Raw genomic sequence first — 16,276 nt, 5'->3', positions numbered from 1 at the left:
TCGCGTGTCACGGGGCCCGTACGCGTGCCCGACCGGCCCGGACGGCGCCCGAGACCGGTCCAGGACCGGTCTTCCACTCGGATCCGAGCACTGGTTGAGCGGCGGGACCGACCGTTGGCGGACACCACCCTGACCCCCGGGGGCAGGCCGGGCAGGCACACCGGCGGGGCCGACGCGTCGGCCCCGCGGTCCAGCCGTCCCCCGTCTCCTGAGCGGAGTGCTTCGTGACTAGCGGACGTATGGAAGTGTGCCTTGTCGGCGCCGGACCCCGCGGGCTGTCCGTACTGGAACGGCTCTGTGCGCAGGAGCGGAAGTCCCCCCGCTGGGACCAGCTGACCGTGCACATCGTGGAACCGGACCCACCGGGCTCCGGCCGGGTCTGGCGGCCCTCCCAGTCCCGGCACCTCCTGATGAACACCGTCTCCTGTCAGGTCACGGTCTACACCGACACCAGTGTGGCCATCGAAGGGCCGCTGGAGGAGGGTCCGAGCCTGTACCAGTGGGCCAAGGCGCTGGGCCCCAGCGCTCTGACGCCCGGAGCGGGCACGCCGTACGACGACGAGACCCTCGCCGAGGCCCGGGACCTCGGGCCGGACACATACCCCACCCGCGCCTTGTACGGCCAGTACCTGACCTGGGTGTTCGGCCGGGTGACCGCGAGCGCGTCCGCGAACACCACCGTCCGTGTGCACGCCTCGCGCGCCGTGGCCCTGGAGGACGCCGAGCCCGGCACGGGCCCCAGCGGGGCGCAGACCGTGCTCCTGGAGGACGGCACCCGGCTGACGGGCCTGGGCGCGGTGGTGCTCGCGCAGGGCCACGTGCAGGTGCGGCCGACCGACGTGGAGCGGGAGTTCGCCGCGTACGCCGCCCGGCACGGGCTGACCTACATCGCGCCGAGCAACCCTGCGGACGTCGACCTGTCCACCGTCGCCCCCGGCGAGACGGTGCTGCTGCGCGGCCTGGGCCTGAACTTCTTCGACTACATGGCGCTGTTCACGCACGCTCGCGGCGGGCTGTTCGAACGCGTCGACGGCCGCCTGGTGTACCGCCCCTCGGGCCGCGAGCCGCGGCTGTACGCGGGCTCCCGCCGCGGCGTGCCGTACCAGGCGCGCGGCGAGAACGAGAAGGGCGCGCACGGCCGCTACCACCCGCGGCTGCTGACCACCGATTTCGTGGCGTCCCTGCGCGCCCGGGTACGGGGCGGGGAGCCGATCCGCTTCGGCACCGAACTGTGGCCGCTGATATCCAAGGAAGTGCGCACCCTCTACTACGAGACGCTCCTCGCGCAGCGCGCGGAGCCGGCCGCGGTGGCCGCCTTCGGGGAGGCGCTCCTGCAGGCAGGGGATGACGAGGCCGAGGACCTGCTGCTCAGCGCGGCCGGTATCGGCAACGACGAGCGCTGGGACTGGGACACGGTCGCCCGGCCGTACGACGGGCAGGTCTTCCGGGACCTGGCCTCCTTCCGCAGCTGGCTGCGCGGCTACCTCGACGAGGACGTGCGCCGGGCCCGGGAGGGCAACGTCAGCGGCCCGTTCAAGGCAGCCCTGGACCTGCTGCGGGACCTGCGCAACGAGCTGCGTCTGGCGATCGACCACGGCGGCCTCGACGCCCACTCGCACCGCGACGAGCTCGACCGCTGGTACACGCCGCTCAACGCCTTCCTGTCGATCGGTCCGCCGGCCTCCCGCATCGACGAGATGGCCGCCCTGATCGACGCGGGCATCCTCGACGTAACCGGTCCGGGGCTGCGGGTGGCCACCGACCCCCTCGACCCCGCGGGCGCGGCCTTCGTCGGCACCTCCCCGGACATAGCCGACCTGCGGGTGCGGGCCACAGTGCTGATCGAGGCCCGACTGCCGGAGATCGACGTGCGGCGCACCGCCGATCCGCTCATGGACCGGCTGCTGAGCACCGGTCAGGCCCGGACCCACCGCATCGCGGGCGCGGACGGCTCGTCCTACGAGACCGGAGGCCTGGCCGTCTCGCAGCGCCCGTACCACCTGCTCCAGGGGCAGGGGGTGCCGCACCTCAGACGGTTCGCGTACGGGGTGCCCACCGAGGCCGTGCACTGGGTGACCGCGGCTGGCATCCGGCCGGGCGTGGGCTCGGTGACGCTGGAGGACTCCGACGCCATCGCGGCGGCGGTGCTGGCGCTGCCGGAGCCGCGCCCCGCGCTGCGGCTGCCCGGGACGCCGGCGGTCGCGGCGGGGCCGGCGATGTCCGGCAACGCGGGTGCGGGAGCGGTTGCGTGAGCCAGGCCGCCGTCCGCACCGCGGGCCCGGACACGGGGCTGCTGTCCCCGGTCCGGGCCGGCACGCCCGTCGAGGCCGCCGTCGCCGACGACGGCTGGGTCCAGGCGATGCTCGACGCCGAGGCTGCGCTGGCCCGCGCCCAGGCGCGGTGCGGCACGGTCCCACCGGCGGCGGCCGCCGCGATCACCGCCGCCGCCCGGGCCTCGGACTTCGACACCAGGGAGCTGGCGCTGGCCTCGCGGGAGACCGCCAATCCGGTGGTGGGCCTGGTCGCGGCGCTCACCGCGCGGGTCGCGGCCCGCTCGCCGGAGGCGGCCGAGTACGTGCACCGCGGCTCCACCAGCCAGGACATCTTCGACACCGGCGCGATGCTGGTGGCGACCCGGGCCCTGCGGCTGATCGTCGCGGACCTCAGGGCGGTGGCCGACGCCCTCGCCGGCCTGGCGGCCGACCACCGGGACACGGCGATGGCGGGACGCACCCTCGCCCTGCACGCCGTACCCACCACCTTCGGGCTGAAGGCGGCGGGCTGGCGCCAGCTGGTCCTGGAATCCATCGAGCGGCTGGAGCGGCTGGCCGAGGGCGGCCTGCCGGTCTCCTTGGGCGGCGCGGCCGGCACACTGGCCGGCTACCTCCAGTACGCGGGCGACGGCGCCGACCCGGCGACCGTCCTGGCCGAGCTGGTGGACGCCTTCGCGGACGAGACCGGGCTGGCCGCACCGGTGCTCCCCTGGCACGCGCTGCGCACGCCGGTCGCCGACCTGGGTGCGGCCCTCGCGCACACCACCGGGGCACTGGGGAAGATCGCCGTCGACGTGCTGGTTCTGGCCCGCACCGAGATCGGGGAGCTGGCCGAGCCGGCGGTGGCCGGGCGGGGCGCCTCCTCGGCGATGCCGCACAAGCGCAACCCGGTGCTCTCGACGCTGATCCGCTCCGCCGCCCTCCAGGTCCCGGCGCTGGCCGCCGTCCTCGTGCAGTGCCTGCCGCACGAGGACGAGCGGTCGGCGGGGGTCTGGCACGCCGAGTGGCAGCCGCTGCGCGAGGCGCTGCGGCTGACCGGCGGGGCCGCGCACACCGCCGTGGAGCTGGTCCGCGGGCTCACCGTGTGCCCCGAGCGGATGGCGGTCAACCTGGAGGTCACTGGCGGGCAGCTCGTCTCCGAGCGGGTCTCCGCCGTGCTCGCCCCGAGGCTGGGCAAGGTGGCCGCGAAGGAACTGCTGACGCGGGCGTCGCTGCAGTCGGCCGAGACGGCCCGCCCGCTGGCCGCCGTGCTGGCGGAGTCCGACGCGCTGCGGGGGGTGCTCACGCCCGCGGAGCTGACCGCGCTGCTCGACCCGGCCGGTTACACCGGTGCGGCCGGGCCGCTGGTCGACCGGGCGCTGGCCGTCGGCCGCTTCGACGCCGATACCTGAGGGCTGTCCGCAGAGTCCCGCCTGCCCCGCGCCCGGCTGTTCCTCCTGGACGGTCGAAACGACGCAGGAGCAGCGTGGATCTCGGACCTCCGGTACCGGAGGAATTCGGTCCACGGGCGCGGGGGCGAGGCGTCAGACGGTGCCGAGGCGGAAGCCGACGCCGCGGACGGTGACGATCCAGCCGGGGTTGCCCAGCTTGCCGCGAACGCTGCTGACGTGGGTGTCCACGGTGCGGCGCGACCAGGAGTTGCCCCACACCTGCTGGAGCAGCTGCCTGCGCGGGACGACGGTGTCGGGATGCTGCGCCAGCAGGCACAGCAGGTCGAACTCCTTGCGCGTGAGGGTGACCGGCGCGCCGTCGACGGTCACCTCGCGGGAGCCGACCTCGATGCGCAGCCGGCCGTGCCGGATCTCCTGGGCCGGGCCCGCGGCCGCCGTCGGCTGCCACTGCGTGCGGCGCATGACGGCCTCGATCCGGGCCAGCAGCTCGCGGATCCCGAAGGGCCTGGTGACGTAGTCGTCCGCGCCCGCTTGGAGTCCGAGCACGCAGTCGATCTCGGACTCGCGGGAGGTGACGATGATGAGCGGCACCCGGCTGACCGACCGGATCGCCCGGCACACCTCCAGCCCGTCCAGGTCCGGCAGTTCGAGGTCGAGCAGGACGAGGTCGGCGCTGCCGTAGGCCTGCAGGGCCGCGCCGCCGTGGGCCGCCCTGGTACAGGTGTGGCCGTGTCGGCGCAGCTGGTGCGACAGCCCGTCCCCGGCGTCGGCGCCCACGACCAGGATGTGCCGACCGGAGACCGCGGGCGCCGGCCGGGGTGCGGCCCTGCCCAGTCCGTCGCGGGGCGACGTCTGACCGAGGGCGCCCGGTCCGGGCACGCTCTGGACGGGGCTCCTCTGGCCGGGCGCGTGCTGGCCGGGGGGCCACGCGCCAGAGGATCCGGGGCGCGGCGGCCACGCCTCCCGTACCAGCGCGCGGGCCCGCGGCTCATCGTGCTCGGGGTGTGGAGCGGACGTCTGGTGCTCCGGCAGTGCCTGTGCCTGAACCTGACTCATGCCTCCCCCGGGGGGTCGTGGCGAGGCCGGACCGGTTCGGCCGCCGCCCGCGCCGACGCTAGCGGTGTGCGGTCGAATCCTGGTGCAGGGCCGGTCCAGGGTCCGCCCGGCCGCTCGCCGTCCGCGGCCGGCCCGCCCCCTACACCGCGAACACCTCGGTGGCGCCGTGGTTCGGGTCGCCCGCCCGCAGGTGCAGCTCGCCCGCCCCGGGCAGCATGACCACCGAGGCCACCGTCCTCTCCAGGCGGTAGATCCCGTGGTCGGCGATGCATACCGGTGGCCGGCACAGCACCGCGAAGTGCTCCTCCGCAGGGGCCTGTGGGTCGAGTCCGGCCAGCCCCTTCGTCACGGCCTCCAGCCGGTCGTCGGAGTTGACGCGGTCGGGGGCCGACTGCCGGTCGAGCGGGGTGAAGTCCTCGTGCAGGTAATGGTTGGTGTGCACGGCCTCCCGCGAGGCGGGCTCGGTCACCCGCAGCCCGGTCCCGCACACCTCGGCGTACACCGCGCGCCGCCGGTCGCACAGCACCAGGTTGCGCGAGCTGGACAGGGTGAGCCCGGCCAGTATCTCCAGGGCCTCGTCCACGCTCCCGGCACGGTCCAGCAGGTGGCGGATGGTCAGGTACGGCGTGACGCCGGGCCGCCACAGGCCGTCGGTCACCAGGTTCAGCCCGATTGCGAGCCCGTCGCTGTTCATGCCGAGATACCCGAGCAGGCCCGCGAAGCTGAGCACCGTCACCCGGCGCGGCCCGCCCGCCCGGGCCAGCGACAGCACCGCGATGTGGCTGTCGATGTCCGCGTTGAGGTCCACCGTCTGCGCCAGCACCGGCCGGGCGGCCGGCCCGGTGCGCGCGTACGCCGTGCAGTCCCCAGCGCTCGGCACCCCGGTGTAACCCATGACCTCGCGGCGCAGCTGCAGCAGCCACGCCTCGTCCTCGGAAATCCCGGCCCCCGCCGCCAGCCCCGCGACCTCCTCGGCGAGGTCCGGGACCGCCGCCGTGATCTCCGCGCGGTACGTGGTGATCGACGGCAGCAGCCCGGCGAACGTCAGCGGCCGGTCGGTGAGGGGCTCCAGCCGCGCCAGGCCGTCGCGGAGGAAGCCGCGCAGCGGGCCGGCGAGTGCCGCCCCGTGGGTGCGGCCCAGTTCGAAGGGGGTGCCGGCGGCCTTGACGTACGCGACGCTCATGCGGAGGCGGCCGCCTTCTTCGGGCCCTGGGAGAGGGCGTCGAGCACCTGCGGCCACTCGGCGCGCAGGATGCTGTAGAAGACCGCGTCGCGGCGGCGTCCGCCCGGCATGTAGTTGAAGGAGCGCAGGGTGCCCTCCTCGGTGGCGCCGATGTTGCGCAGGCCCTTGCGGGCCTGGACGTTGAGCTCGTCCGTCTTGAACTCCACCCGCTCGGCCTCCAGCACCTCGAAGGAGTGCTGGAGCAGCAGCAGCTTCGACCAGTGGTTGATGCCCTTGCCGCGGAAGTCGTGGCCCAGCCAGGAGGCCCCGATCTCCAGTCGGCGGTCCTTCTCGGCGAAGCTCAGCAGGCTCATGCTGCCCGCGATCCGGCCGCTCTTCCTGTCGGTGATCACGTAGACGGCGCGGCGGCCGGCGGTGTGCTCGGCGAGGTTCGAGTCGAAGAACGCCTCGAAGTCCGCGTCGTCGCCGACGACGACCGTGAAGTAGCGCCAGATCTCGGGGTCGAGGGCCACGGCGCGGATGCCCTCGCGGTCCGCCTCGCTGAGCGGGGTCAACAGGACGTGCTCGTTCTCCAGCGTGGTGGCGGCTTTCTCGGACCAGCTCATGGTGAGGGACTCCATAGGGCGAAGAGGGGATGGCAAGAGGATGGTGGGGCGAGTCCGGACAGCCGGGTCGGGCTTTTCCGGGATCAGTCCGGATCAGTCCGTCAGCACACGGAGTTTCTCCAACCGGCTGTGCACCACGTCGTGGTGGACGAGGAAGTCCTCGGGCTCGCGCGGGCTGCTCCGCACACCCTCCTCGGCCAGGGCCTCGCCGAAGTTCTGCCCGTACTCCGCGGTGCGCTTGGCCGCCGCCTGCACCGCCCGGTAGGCCTGGTCGCGTTCGACGCCGGCCTCCAGCAGCTCCACCAGCACCGACGACGAGCACACCAGCCCGTTCGTGGCGGCGATCGAGTCCCGCATGCGGTCCGTGTCGATACGCAGGTTCTCCAGCAGGTCCGCGGCCCTGACCGTCTGGAAGTGCGCGACCATCAGCGCGTCCGGCAGCAGCACCTTCTCGACCGCCTGGTGGGCCAGGTCCCGCTCGTGCCACAGCGCCACGTTCTCGAGCGCCGTGTTGGCGTACCCGCGCAGCAGCCGAGCCAGTCCGCACAGCAGCTCGCTGCCCGTCGGGTTGGCCTTGTGAGGCATCGCGCTGGAGCCCTGGTAGGCCTCGACGCGCTGCTCCTCGACCTCGCGCACCTCGGTACGCTGCAGCAGCCGCAGCTCCAGGGCGATCTGCTCGATGCAGGCACCCAGCACGGCCACCGCCTGGATCAGCTGGGCGTGCCGGTCGCGGGCCACGACCTGGCTGGGGGAGGGCTCGACGCCCAGCCCCAGCTGCTCGCACACGTACGTCTCTACGGCCGGGTCGATCAGCGAGTACGTGCCGACCGCGCCCGACACGGTGCCCACGGCGACGGCCTCGCGGGCGGCGGCCAGCCGCTGCAGGGACCGCTCGACGGCGAAGGCGTAGCCGCCCAGCTTGTGGCCGAGCGTGGTGGGCTCGGCGTGTACGCCGTGGGTGCGGCCCACCATCACCGTGTCCCAGTGCTCGAAGGCCCGGTCGACGAGCACCTTGCGCAGCCGCTGGGCGGCGGAGGTGAGCACGTCCGTGGCGCGGGCCAGGGTGAGGCCGAGGGCCGTGTCGACCAGGTCGTAGCTGGTCATGCCCAGGTGCACCCAGCGAGCGGAGGACTCCGGCATCTGCTCGGTGTACGCGGTCAGGAAGGAGATCACCTCGTGGTCGCGTTCCTTCTGGATCTCCACGACCCGGGACGGCAGCGGGGCCGTGGCCGCGCGCATGTCGTCGAGGACCGCGGCCGGTACGCGGCCGAGCCGCACCTGTGCCTCGGTCGCGAGGATCTCCACGCGGACGTAGGTCTCGTACCGGTACTCGTCCGAGAAGAGGTGCGCCATCTCAGGCAGGGTGAAACGAGGAATCATGGGACAGCCTTCGTCGGTTGCGGTTGCGGTTGCGGTTGCGGTTGCGGTGGTCGTGGTCGGGCCTCCCGGGCGTCAGAAGGCCGCGAAGTACTCGCGCTGCTCCCACTCGGTGACCTGGCCCGGCACCGGGGCGGCCTGCAGGGCCCAGGCCTCGTACCGGCGCACCTCGCTTTCCTTGAGCCTGGCCAGACAGGCGGCCAGCGGGTCGCCCAGCAGCCGGGCGGCCCGGCCCGCCGTGAACGCCTCCAGTGCCTCGCGCAGGGACTGCGGGACGGCGTCCGAGCCCTCGCGGGGCCCGTCGGCCGAGCCCCCGGCGAGCCCGTCGAGGCCCTCGATGCCGGCGAAGAGCTGGGCGGCGATGTTCAGGTACGGGTTCGCGCTCGGCTCGCCGACGCGGTTCTCGATGTGCGCGCCGGCCCCCGAGCCGACCACGCGCAGCATGGCCGTGCGCGACTCCAGGCTCAGGCTCACCCGGGTCGGGGACAGGGCGTGCTGCGTGCCCAGGCGCTGGTAGCCGTTGACCGTGGGCACCGACAGCAGGAACAGGTCGCGCAGCCAGTCCCGCAGGCCCTCTGCGTACGCCTTGCTCGTGGGGGAGAGCCCCACCGAGAGGCCCTCGGAGCTGAAGACGTTGCGGCCGGTGGCGGTCTCCAGGACGGACTGGTTCAGGTGCCAGCCGCTCGGGTCCGCCCCGGCGATCGCCGGTTGCGACATGAACGAGGCATGCAGGCCCCGGGCCGCGCACCAGCGCTTGGTGAAGACGCGGAAGAAGAGCATCGCGTCCGCCGTGTCCAGCGCCGACATGGGGTCGAACGTGGTCTCCACCTGCCCGGGGCCCATCTCGTGCTCCATCGACCGCACCGGCAGCCCCAGGCCGAGCAGGGCGAGGGCCAGCGGGTCGGTGACCGGGGCGACCGTGTCGTACGCGGCGTCCAGGTTGAACTGGTAGCCCGCGTTCATCGCGGCCACCCGCGGGGCCGGGCCCTGCAGGCCGAAGCCGTTCCCCTCGTTGCCCGGCTCGTCGTCCAGGCGGCGCGCCAGGTACCACTCGACCTCCAGGCCGAGTACGGGCGTCAGCCCGCGGCCGGCGTAGCGGTCCAGCACCCGGTGCAGCACGTGCCGCGAGGACAGCGGGTGGGGGCGGCCGTCGCGCAGGTACTCGTCGCCGATCACCCAGGCCGTGCGCGCCCCCTCGCCAGGCAGCACCAGGAAGGTCAGCGGGTCGGGCACGAGCACGAAGTTGCCCAGGCCGGCGATCTCGTCGACGCCGATGCCGTGCTCGCCCCGGTAGTCCACCGCCGTGGTGCAGGCTGTGTCCTTCAGGAACGGGCCGGGGCTGTAGTTCATGCCGTTGCGCAGCACCCCGCGGAAGGTGCGGGCGGTCAGTGTCTTGGAGCGCACCAGGCCGTGCGGGTCACCCCACACCAGACGGACGAAGTCGATCCCGTCCAGCCCCGCCCCGATCCGCTCGGCGGCCGCCAGCCGGGCGTCGTCCCACAGCCCGTGTTCGGCGACGAACGCGTGGCTCCCGACGCTGCCCTCCGTGGCAGGGGTCGACCATGATCTGGAATACATGACGGGGAGCGTCCTTTCGTCAGGAGGTCGACAGGGGGCGTGTCAGGGGCGACGGAGGTCCCCGCAGGCCGGCGGCCGGCCCGCGGGGAGTCGGCTAGCCGACCCGGGACCGGGGCGGCTCCGGGGCGGCCCCCTCGACCGGGGTGCCGGTGATGGACCTCCAGTGCCAGGCCGAGTCGAAGGCCGTCACATCGGCCTGCTCCCCCTGCTCGGCGAGCGCGGCCGCCTGCTGCGTCATCCGGGCGATGAAGGCGGCCACCCGGTGCGCCGCGAGCATCTCCTGCTCGGTGTACGGCTCCCCGTCGGCGCGGACGATACGCAGGTCCATGAATCCGTTGAAGGGTCGGCCGCACACCTCGACCGACTGGGGGCTGCGGATCGTGAAGCGCACCATGTTGTTGACGTGCCCGTGGTGGTGCTGGTCGGAGAAGTGGGCGATGTCGGGGATGGTGGGCGGCACGAAGTGGTCGCGCTCCAGGACCTTTGAGGTCCGCGGCAGGTTGCCGGCGATGAAGTGCCAGGAGTTGTACTGCATGCGCGAGGACATCGCCCAGGCGGTGTCGGCGAGCGTGGCGAGCGAGTCGCCGTAGTGCCGCCGGGCCTCCTGCGCGGGGACCACGCAGCAGAAGAAGTCCGTGATGCCCCAGGCGCTGATCTCGTCCCAGGCCTCCGCGCGCAGCGCGCGGACCAGCTCCGGCAGCGACCGGATGCCGCGGCTCATCGAGAAGTCGGCCCTGAACGCGGCGGTGGTGGCGGCGACCGCCTCGTACACGACCGCCTCCAGACCGGTGCCGAACTCGCCGTAGGGGCGGGCCAGCCAGGCCGGGTCGGCGTCGTCGGCGAGCCGCAGCTCGGCCAGCTGGTCGCCGACCACGGGCAGCGTGGCGCGCAGGTGGTCGGTGACCTGCCGGTCCCGGTCCGCGGCCACCTTGCCGTGCGGGGCCGCTACCTTCTCCACCTTGTGGATCAGGGCGCCGTGGATCTCGCGGTACAGCTGGACGGTGCGGGTCACCTCCGGGCGGTGCGCGCCCAGCCCCGTGGCCAGGGCCATCAGCGCGTCGATGCCGGCGTCGGGACCGGCCGCGGGGATCCGCTCCCCGCCCAGGGCTCCGTTGTAGTTGCGGCGGGTGCGCTCCAGCAGCCGGCCCACGTTCTCCGGGGTGAGCTGCGAGCCGTTGACTTCTTCGATGCGGCCGTACCCGGCCGAGCGGATGAGCAGGCTGATGCCCACGACCAGCAGGGCGTCGTGGTCCGACCACAGCTCCAGCGGCAGGCCGGCCAGGCTGGCGAACACGCAGTCCGGGTGGCCCGGCCACAGCGTCTTGCCCACGACCGTGTTGGTGTCGCGGAAGTTCGTGTACTGCTTGTCCTCGACGTAGAGCATGAAGGGGGCGGTGCGCCGCGCACCCTCGGTCAGCTGCGCCAGCAGCGCCTCGCGACCCTCGCGGCCCTGCTCCGCCAGCCAGCGGCGGCTGTCGGCCGCGTCGCGGTCGAACCGCTCCTGAGCCGTCGTCACCTCGCGCTGGTAGTCGTCCAGGTGCCGCAGGGTCCACGGAACCCGCAGCACGCCGGCGACCAGCGTGTGCTGCTTGGCGAGCGGCTGCTGGGAGGGAACGCGGACGACGACCCGGCCGCCGGTGGTCAGGCCGATCTCACCGAGGAACACGGTGCGCTCCGCGGGGTCCGCGACGGCCCCGGCCGGTTCGCGTGCGGCTCCGGACAGGCCGGCGACGACCTTCAGCGCGGCGGCGTCCGCGGTGCGCAGGGCGCCCTCCTGGACCTCCGCGGGCACGTGTCCGTCGAGCGTGAGCAGGGTGTCCAGGGCCGCGCGTATGTCGGCGGCGGCCGAGGCCTTCCGCCACACCCGGGCCAGCAGCCCGGGGAACCCGGCGTCCTCCTCGCGTACCCGGTCCGGCTTGGGCGTGGCGCCCGCCGCCAGGCCCAGGCGGCTGGGCCGCCGGCTCTGGCGCTTGCGGGAGTTGGCGGCTCGACGGGATCCTTCGCGGTCTACGGGCGCGGTCATGCGGTGCCTTTCCCGGTGAGTGCGATGTGGCTCCACATCGCGTCGTCGGTGGGCGTCCAGTCCTCGTCGACGTAGATGCAGTCGACCGGGCACTCCAGGACGCAGACGGGGCAGCCCGAGCACAGCTCGGAGATGATCACGACGTCGAGCCCGCGGTCGAAGATCGCGCCGAATTGTTCCGGGCAGCTGCGCAGGCAGCTGTCGCAGGTGATGCACTCGGACGTCTCGATGCGGCGCGGGGGCTTGGTCCAGTTGCCGGCGCGGCTGCGCGTGGCGATCCGCAGGTCTCGCCCGGACGGCACATCTGAAGAAGCGTTGTTTTCCACGGGCATGAGACCCCTTAGGCGTCGTGTCGATGACGGCTCGAACGGACGCTTCGAGCATCCGGGGTTCCTCTGGACCAACTCCTGAACCCCGGTCGGGGCGTGCTGGAGCGTCACACCCGGGACGCCGTCACGCCGGCCGGGCAGGAGCGTTTCTTAGAACTGACGGCCCCGGATCGCTGGCGTCACTCAAGCTGAGCGCGATGCGTACACGGCAGGCTGCTGATGGATCTACACGTTGTGAGGTGCGTATGACACAGCAGCAGAAAGGGCCGTTGAGTGCATTCGGGAGCGTTACGGTGAGCCCCTGGCCCTTGCACGGATCGCAGAAAGCGCTCTGCTCAGCCGGTTCCATTTCACCTGACTCTTGCGAGGATGCCCCGGCGTTCACGCCGGGGAGGAATCGCATCCTGCTTACGGCAGTGTGGAGCGTCGCCGTGTGCGGTGTCTGGGGCGCGGAGGGCCCGCGGGGCCGCCGCGGGCGGAGAAGGCGAACATGTGTGCCCTCGTTCGCTGGTTGTGGTGGCTGTGTCGTGAGGAGGGTACGGGTGTGCGTGTGCCGCACGTACGGTCTCGTGGTGGAAGCCGGGTGAGCGGGAGTCGGGATGTGTGGGAGGGGGCGTGGTGTCGGGGGTGAAGGGGGCCGGTGAGGGCGGGCATGCCCGGTACACGTACCGGCTTCGCGTGTCGTCGACGGCTCGTACGGCGCTGCTGGCGGAGTGGGACCGGTGCCGGTGGATCTGGAACGAGTGCGTCGCGCGTTCCAGGAAGGCCCACCGTGAGGGGGAGAAGTGCGGTCCCGCCGTGCTGGACAGGATGCTGACCGGGGCCCGTGCCATGACGCCGTGGCTGGCGGCGGGTTCGTCGGTGCCGTAGCAGCAGATCGTCCGGGACTTCGGCAGGTCCCGCGCCAAGGTGCTCAAGGACATCAGGGATCGGCTGCCCGTCAGGCAGCGGGCCGGGATGCCCGGGCACAAGAAGAAGCACGGCTGTGATCCGACGCTGAACTACACGCGGCGGGGTTTTCGGCTCAAGGACGGGCGCCTGCACCTCGCGGGCGGGACCGTCCTGACGGTGGTGTGGTCGCGGGACCTGCCCGCCGAGCCGTCCAGCGTGCGCGTGTACCGCGACAGCCTCGGCCACTGGTACGCCTCGTTCGTCGTCCCCGCCGAAGTCCGGCCGCTGCCCGCCACCGGCCGGGTGATCGGGATCGACTGGGGTGTGAAGCAGACCGCCACCACCACCTCGGACGCCCACGACCTCCCCCACCCCGAACACGGCAGGAAAGCCCGGGCGAAACTGACCCGGTACGACCGGATGACGGCCCGCCGCAGGCCCGAGAAGGGGCAGGCTGCGTCGAAGGGCTACCGCGAGGCGAAGCACCTGCGCGCCAAGGCGCACAAGAAGGTCGCCCGGCAGCGGCAGGACACCGGACGCAAATGGGCGAAGAAGGTCGTGCACGACCACGACGCCATCGCGGTGGAGGATTTCCGGCCGAAGTTCCTCGCCAAGTCGACCATGGCCCGCAAGGCCGCCGACGCCGCCATCGGCGCCACCAAGAAAGCCCTGCTGGAGATGGGCCGCAAGCACGGGCGGGACATCCGCCTCGTGCACCCCGCGCACACCACCATGGACTGCGCACAGTGCGGAGCGAGAACCAAGCACGCACTGCCGCTGTCACAACGCACCTACACCTGCACCGCGTGCAAAACCGTGTCCCCCAGGGACAAGAACTCCGCACGCGTGATGCTGCTCCGGGCCGGTCTCGACCCGACTGGCGTCGAGGGCGCAAGACCTCCTGGAGCGCTGCTCCAGGAGGCGGCCTGAGCCAGGAATCCCCTCCCTTCAGGGAAGGGGAGGTTTCAAGGCATCATGTCCTGCCTGGTCTTGAGCCCCTCGGCGAGCAGGCTCCATTCCTTGCCGATGCGCTCGGCGATCGGGGCGATGACGCCGAGCCAGTGGGCCGGAACCACGTCGATCAGCTCCCGCCAGCCGTCGTCCGGCTCGGCGGCGTGCAGCTGCATCCAGCGGAGGAACTCCCGGCCGCCCGCGGTGTAGCGGATGGTGGGATCGGCGGCCATCTTCGCCGCCACCGTCGTCCAGGCCGGAATCTCGTCGGTGCGGTCCCTACGCTGCGGCGCGCTGTCGATGCTCGGTGCCACCTGCAGCGGCACATGGGCTGCGCCACCGGAATCCGCGCCGCCGGGAACTGCCGAGACGGGCCGCGACGGTTCCCCGGACAGCTGTACGGACCGCACGGGGTGGACGGGGTGGGCGGGGTGGACGGATCGCAGGGGCTGCGCCGCCGCGTCGGGTGTCCGGCGGCCGCTGCGCTCGGGGCTTTCGCCACGCCGCAGCCGGGCGCTCACGTCGTGGACCGTGCCGAGCGACACGTCGGTCTCCCGGGCGACCTGACGGAGCGGGGCGTTCGGGTGCTCGGCGATGTACTCGGCGGCCCGCAGCCGGCCCTCGCCCGGGCCCACCGGACGCCGCCTGCCGTCCCGGCCGATGCGCTTGCCGTCGAGCGGTGTTCCCTCACTCGACTTCTCGCGCAGCGACGCGATCGTCTTCGCGCTCAGCCCGGTGATGCGGGCGACGGCACGGTCGGACCAGTCCGGGTGGGAACTCAGGACACGCTGGGCTCCGGACACGCGGTCGGTCTTCGACAGCGGCAGTCCGTGCGAGACGTTCGCCTTCATGGCGATGACGAGCGCCTCGGAGTTCGAACAGTCGACGAAGCGCGCCTTGATGCTGCTGTCGCCGCGCAGCTTGGCGGCTTCCAGCCGGTGCAGGCCGTCGATGATGCGGTAGCCGTCGATCTGGACCAGAACGGGCGGCAGCTCCGCCGAGCCGGCCGCGTCGACGAGAAGCTGGATGTGCGCGGCGTCCGTGCCGCTCCGGCGCAGAGACACGCCCGCCGACAGCGCGTTGACGAGGATGTCGCAGGCGGGAAGCTGCTCGAGGTTCTTCAGATCGAATTCGCTGCGGGCCGACGCGTCGACGCCTTCCGTCCTGACGGAGCCGAACGCGTTCGTGATCAAGATGGCCTGCGCGCTGCTCTGAGCCATTCCTTCACTTCCTCTCTGCTGCCGCTGCCGATGAGCATCGCAGGAGGGGCTCCAGCTGCAGTTGAGGGGAGATTGAAGTTTCCTGGAAATGCAGGACAGCGGGTGTCCGCCGGACCGGCGGACACCCGCCGCGGCAGCACCGCGGCGACGGCCGGCAGGGCGGCCGCCCGGAGTGCGAGCATCCCTGCGGGCCACGAGGCGGACCGTGCGGCGGGCTGTGTGGCGAGGCGGTCGAATACCTTCGCGGTGAGCGTGCCGGGGGAGACGGTGAACCACAGCGCGGGTAAAGGGGTCCCCGTCTGTGATATCAGGAAGGTCATTCCGTTCAGTAGGCGTCGGCCTGCCCGGTTTTGAACGATGGCCGCCGCTTTACGTAAACGGCTATTTTATTTCCGTTATGGCTCTCCGCGGAAGCGGATGTTGCATCTGCCTACTTTCCTCAGTTGAACCCGGAAATCCATGAAGGTGGCTATGAAATCATTCGTGAATGGTTCGGCGAGCACGGGGCGGCCAGTGATCGGGATCTGTGCGCGGACCGCGCCGGTCACGTTCCAGGGCAGCGAGATGGTCGTCAGCTTCGCGCTCCAGTCTCACCTGGCCTTCCTGACCGCGGCGGGCTGCACGCCCCTGCTGCTTCCGCTGCTGCCCGGCGTCGAGGCCATGGCGGACCGGATCGACGGCCTGCTGATCCCGGGTGGCCCCGATGTGGATCCGGCGCTGTACGGAGAGAACCCGCACTCCGGCACGCGGGCGATGACCCCGGAAGCCGACCGCGCCGAACTGGTGTTGATCCGGGCGGCACTTGACGCCGAGCTGCCCGTGCTGGGCATCTGCCGCGGCATGCAGCTGCTCAACGTGCTGCACGGAGGCACGCTGCACCAGCACCTGCCCGAAGTCACGGGCCACGATGGCCACCGCCCGAACACGCCGTCCTTCACCCTCGGCTCCCACCCGTTGAAGCTGGAGCCGGGCAGCCGGATCGCCGGTGTCCTCGACGAGGACGTGCCGGTGACGGCCTGCCATCACCACCAGGCCGTCAACCGGCTCGGTGCCGGCCTCACCGCCACCGGCTGGGCGGAGGACGGTACCGTCGAGGCCGTCGAAGTCACGGATCGCCCCTTCGCCGTCGGCGTGCAATGGGAAGCAGGATTCACACCCGACCAACGACTTCATCACGCACTCGTGCACGCTGCCGGACGCTGACCCGCAGGTCTTCGGTGATCACCGAACGTGCCCCGCCCCGGGCGAACCTCTCAGTCATGTGATCCGATGAACCCGGCGGCGCCGGTGACGGGAATGCCGTATTTCCCCTCAGGGTTTCCGGTTCGCGTGCTGAGAAAAGCCGGAAGGGCGGAGGCGGGCCTTGTCCCGGCACCACCCGGCCGCCCTCGTTGCCGGC

13 protein-coding genes are annotated in these 16,276 nt (G+C 72.4%); 5 read left to right on the top strand and 8 right to left on the bottom strand.

Going from position 1 to position 16,276, the window contains the following annotated elements; translation table 11 throughout:
* Nucleotides 1–224: 224 nt before the first annotated feature.
* Nucleotides 225–2,252: an FAD/NAD(P)-binding protein gene (locus tag OG485_RS00785; RefSeq protein WP_443048636.1), complete on the top strand. Its 2,028-nt coding sequence runs from the start codon at nt 225–227 to the stop codon at nt 2,250–2,252.
* A complete protein-coding gene (gene pcaB, locus OG485_RS00780; protein ID WP_328663425.1) occupies nt 2,249–3,664 on the top strand; it encodes a 3-carboxy-cis,cis-muconate cycloisomerase in 1,416 nt (471 codons plus the stop codon). Before OG485_RS00785 ends, pcaB begins: the two co-directional genes overlap by 4 nt.
* 132 nt (nt 3,665–3,796) lie before the next feature.
* On the opposite strand, the gene OG485_RS00775 is transcribed toward pcaB, so the two are convergent.
* The 7 genes from OG485_RS00775 to OG485_RS00745 form a co-directional block, all read right to left on the bottom strand.
* Nucleotides 3,797–4,720, bottom strand: coding sequence for a response regulator transcription factor (locus tag OG485_RS00775; protein ID WP_389287053.1), 924 nt, complete (start codon nt 4,718–4,720; stop codon nt 3,797–3,799).
* A 139-nt stretch (nt 4,721–4,859) separates the two neighbouring features.
* Complete coding sequence (locus tag OG485_RS00770; protein WP_328663422.1) at nt 4,860–5,903, bottom strand: C45 family peptidase; 1,044 nt, start codon at nt 5,901–5,903, stop codon at nt 4,860–4,862.
* Complete coding sequence (locus tag OG485_RS00765; RefSeq protein WP_328663420.1) at nt 5,900–6,508, bottom strand: GNAT family N-acetyltransferase; 609 nt, start codon at nt 6,506–6,508, stop codon at nt 5,900–5,902. Before OG485_RS00765 ends, OG485_RS00770 begins: the two co-directional genes overlap by 4 nt.
* Before the next feature lie 93 nt (nt 6,509–6,601).
* Nucleotides 6,602–7,888: an adenylosuccinate lyase gene (gene purB / locus OG485_RS00760; protein WP_328663418.1), complete on the bottom strand. Its 1,287-nt coding sequence runs from the start codon at nt 7,886–7,888 to the stop codon at nt 6,602–6,604.
* Between the two features lie 72 nt (nt 7,889–7,960).
* Entirely contained in the window at nt 7,961–9,463 is a 1,503-nt protein-coding gene (locus OG485_RS00755; protein ID WP_328663416.1) for a glutamine synthetase family protein, read from the bottom strand.
* A gap of 94 nt (nt 9,464–9,557) precedes the next feature.
* Complete coding sequence (locus tag OG485_RS00750) at nt 9,558–11,486, bottom strand: hypothetical protein (RefSeq protein ID WP_328663414.1); 1,929 nt, start codon at nt 11,484–11,486, stop codon at nt 9,558–9,560.
* Nucleotides 11,483–11,812, bottom strand: a complete 330-nt coding sequence (locus OG485_RS00745; RefSeq protein ID WP_326783006.1) for a 4Fe-4S dicluster-binding protein — start codon at nt 11,810–11,812, stop codon at nt 11,483–11,485. Before OG485_RS00745 ends, OG485_RS00750 begins: the two co-directional genes overlap by 4 nt.
* A gap of 681 nt (nt 11,813–12,493) precedes the next feature.
* Between OG485_RS00745 and OG485_RS43855 the strand changes: the two genes are divergently transcribed.
* Nucleotides 12,494–12,685 carry a hypothetical protein gene (locus OG485_RS43855; RefSeq protein ID WP_443048635.1) on the top strand — a complete coding sequence of 64 codons (192 nt, stop codon included), beginning with the start codon at nt 12,494–12,496 and terminating at the stop codon, nt 12,683–12,685.
* 6 nt (nt 12,686–12,691) lie between these two features.
* Nucleotides 12,692–13,636 (top strand): RNA-guided endonuclease InsQ/TnpB family protein, encoded by a 945-nt coding sequence (locus tag OG485_RS00740; protein ID WP_443048887.1) that lies wholly within the window; start codon nt 12,692–12,694, stop codon nt 13,634–13,636.
* Nucleotides 13,637–13,671: 35 nt separating this feature from the next.
* Here the strand turns inward: OG485_RS00740 and OG485_RS00735 are convergent, their stop codons facing one another.
* The gene (locus tag OG485_RS00735; protein ID WP_328663412.1) at nt 13,672–14,877 is read right to left on the bottom strand and encodes a ParB/RepB/Spo0J family partition protein; all 1,206 of its coding nucleotides are present in this window, start codon (nt 14,875–14,877) and stop codon (nt 13,672–13,674) included.
* A 471-nt stretch (nt 14,878–15,348) separates the two neighbouring features.
* On the opposite strand from OG485_RS00735, the gene OG485_RS00730 reads away from it, so the two are divergent.
* Nucleotides 15,349–16,080, top strand: a complete 732-nt coding sequence (locus tag OG485_RS00730; RefSeq protein WP_328663410.1) for a gamma-glutamyl-gamma-aminobutyrate hydrolase family protein — start codon at nt 15,349–15,351, stop codon at nt 16,078–16,080.
* Nucleotides 16,081–16,276 lie beyond the last annotated feature (196 nt).

Source organism: Streptomyces sp. NBC_00328 (assembly GCF_036139655.1).
Classification (GTDB): domain Bacteria; phylum Actinomycetota; class Actinomycetes; order Streptomycetales; family Streptomycetaceae; genus Streptomyces.
The sequence above is the reverse complement of the archived record's forward strand: the minus strand, read 5'-3'. Positions and strand labels throughout refer to the sequence as shown.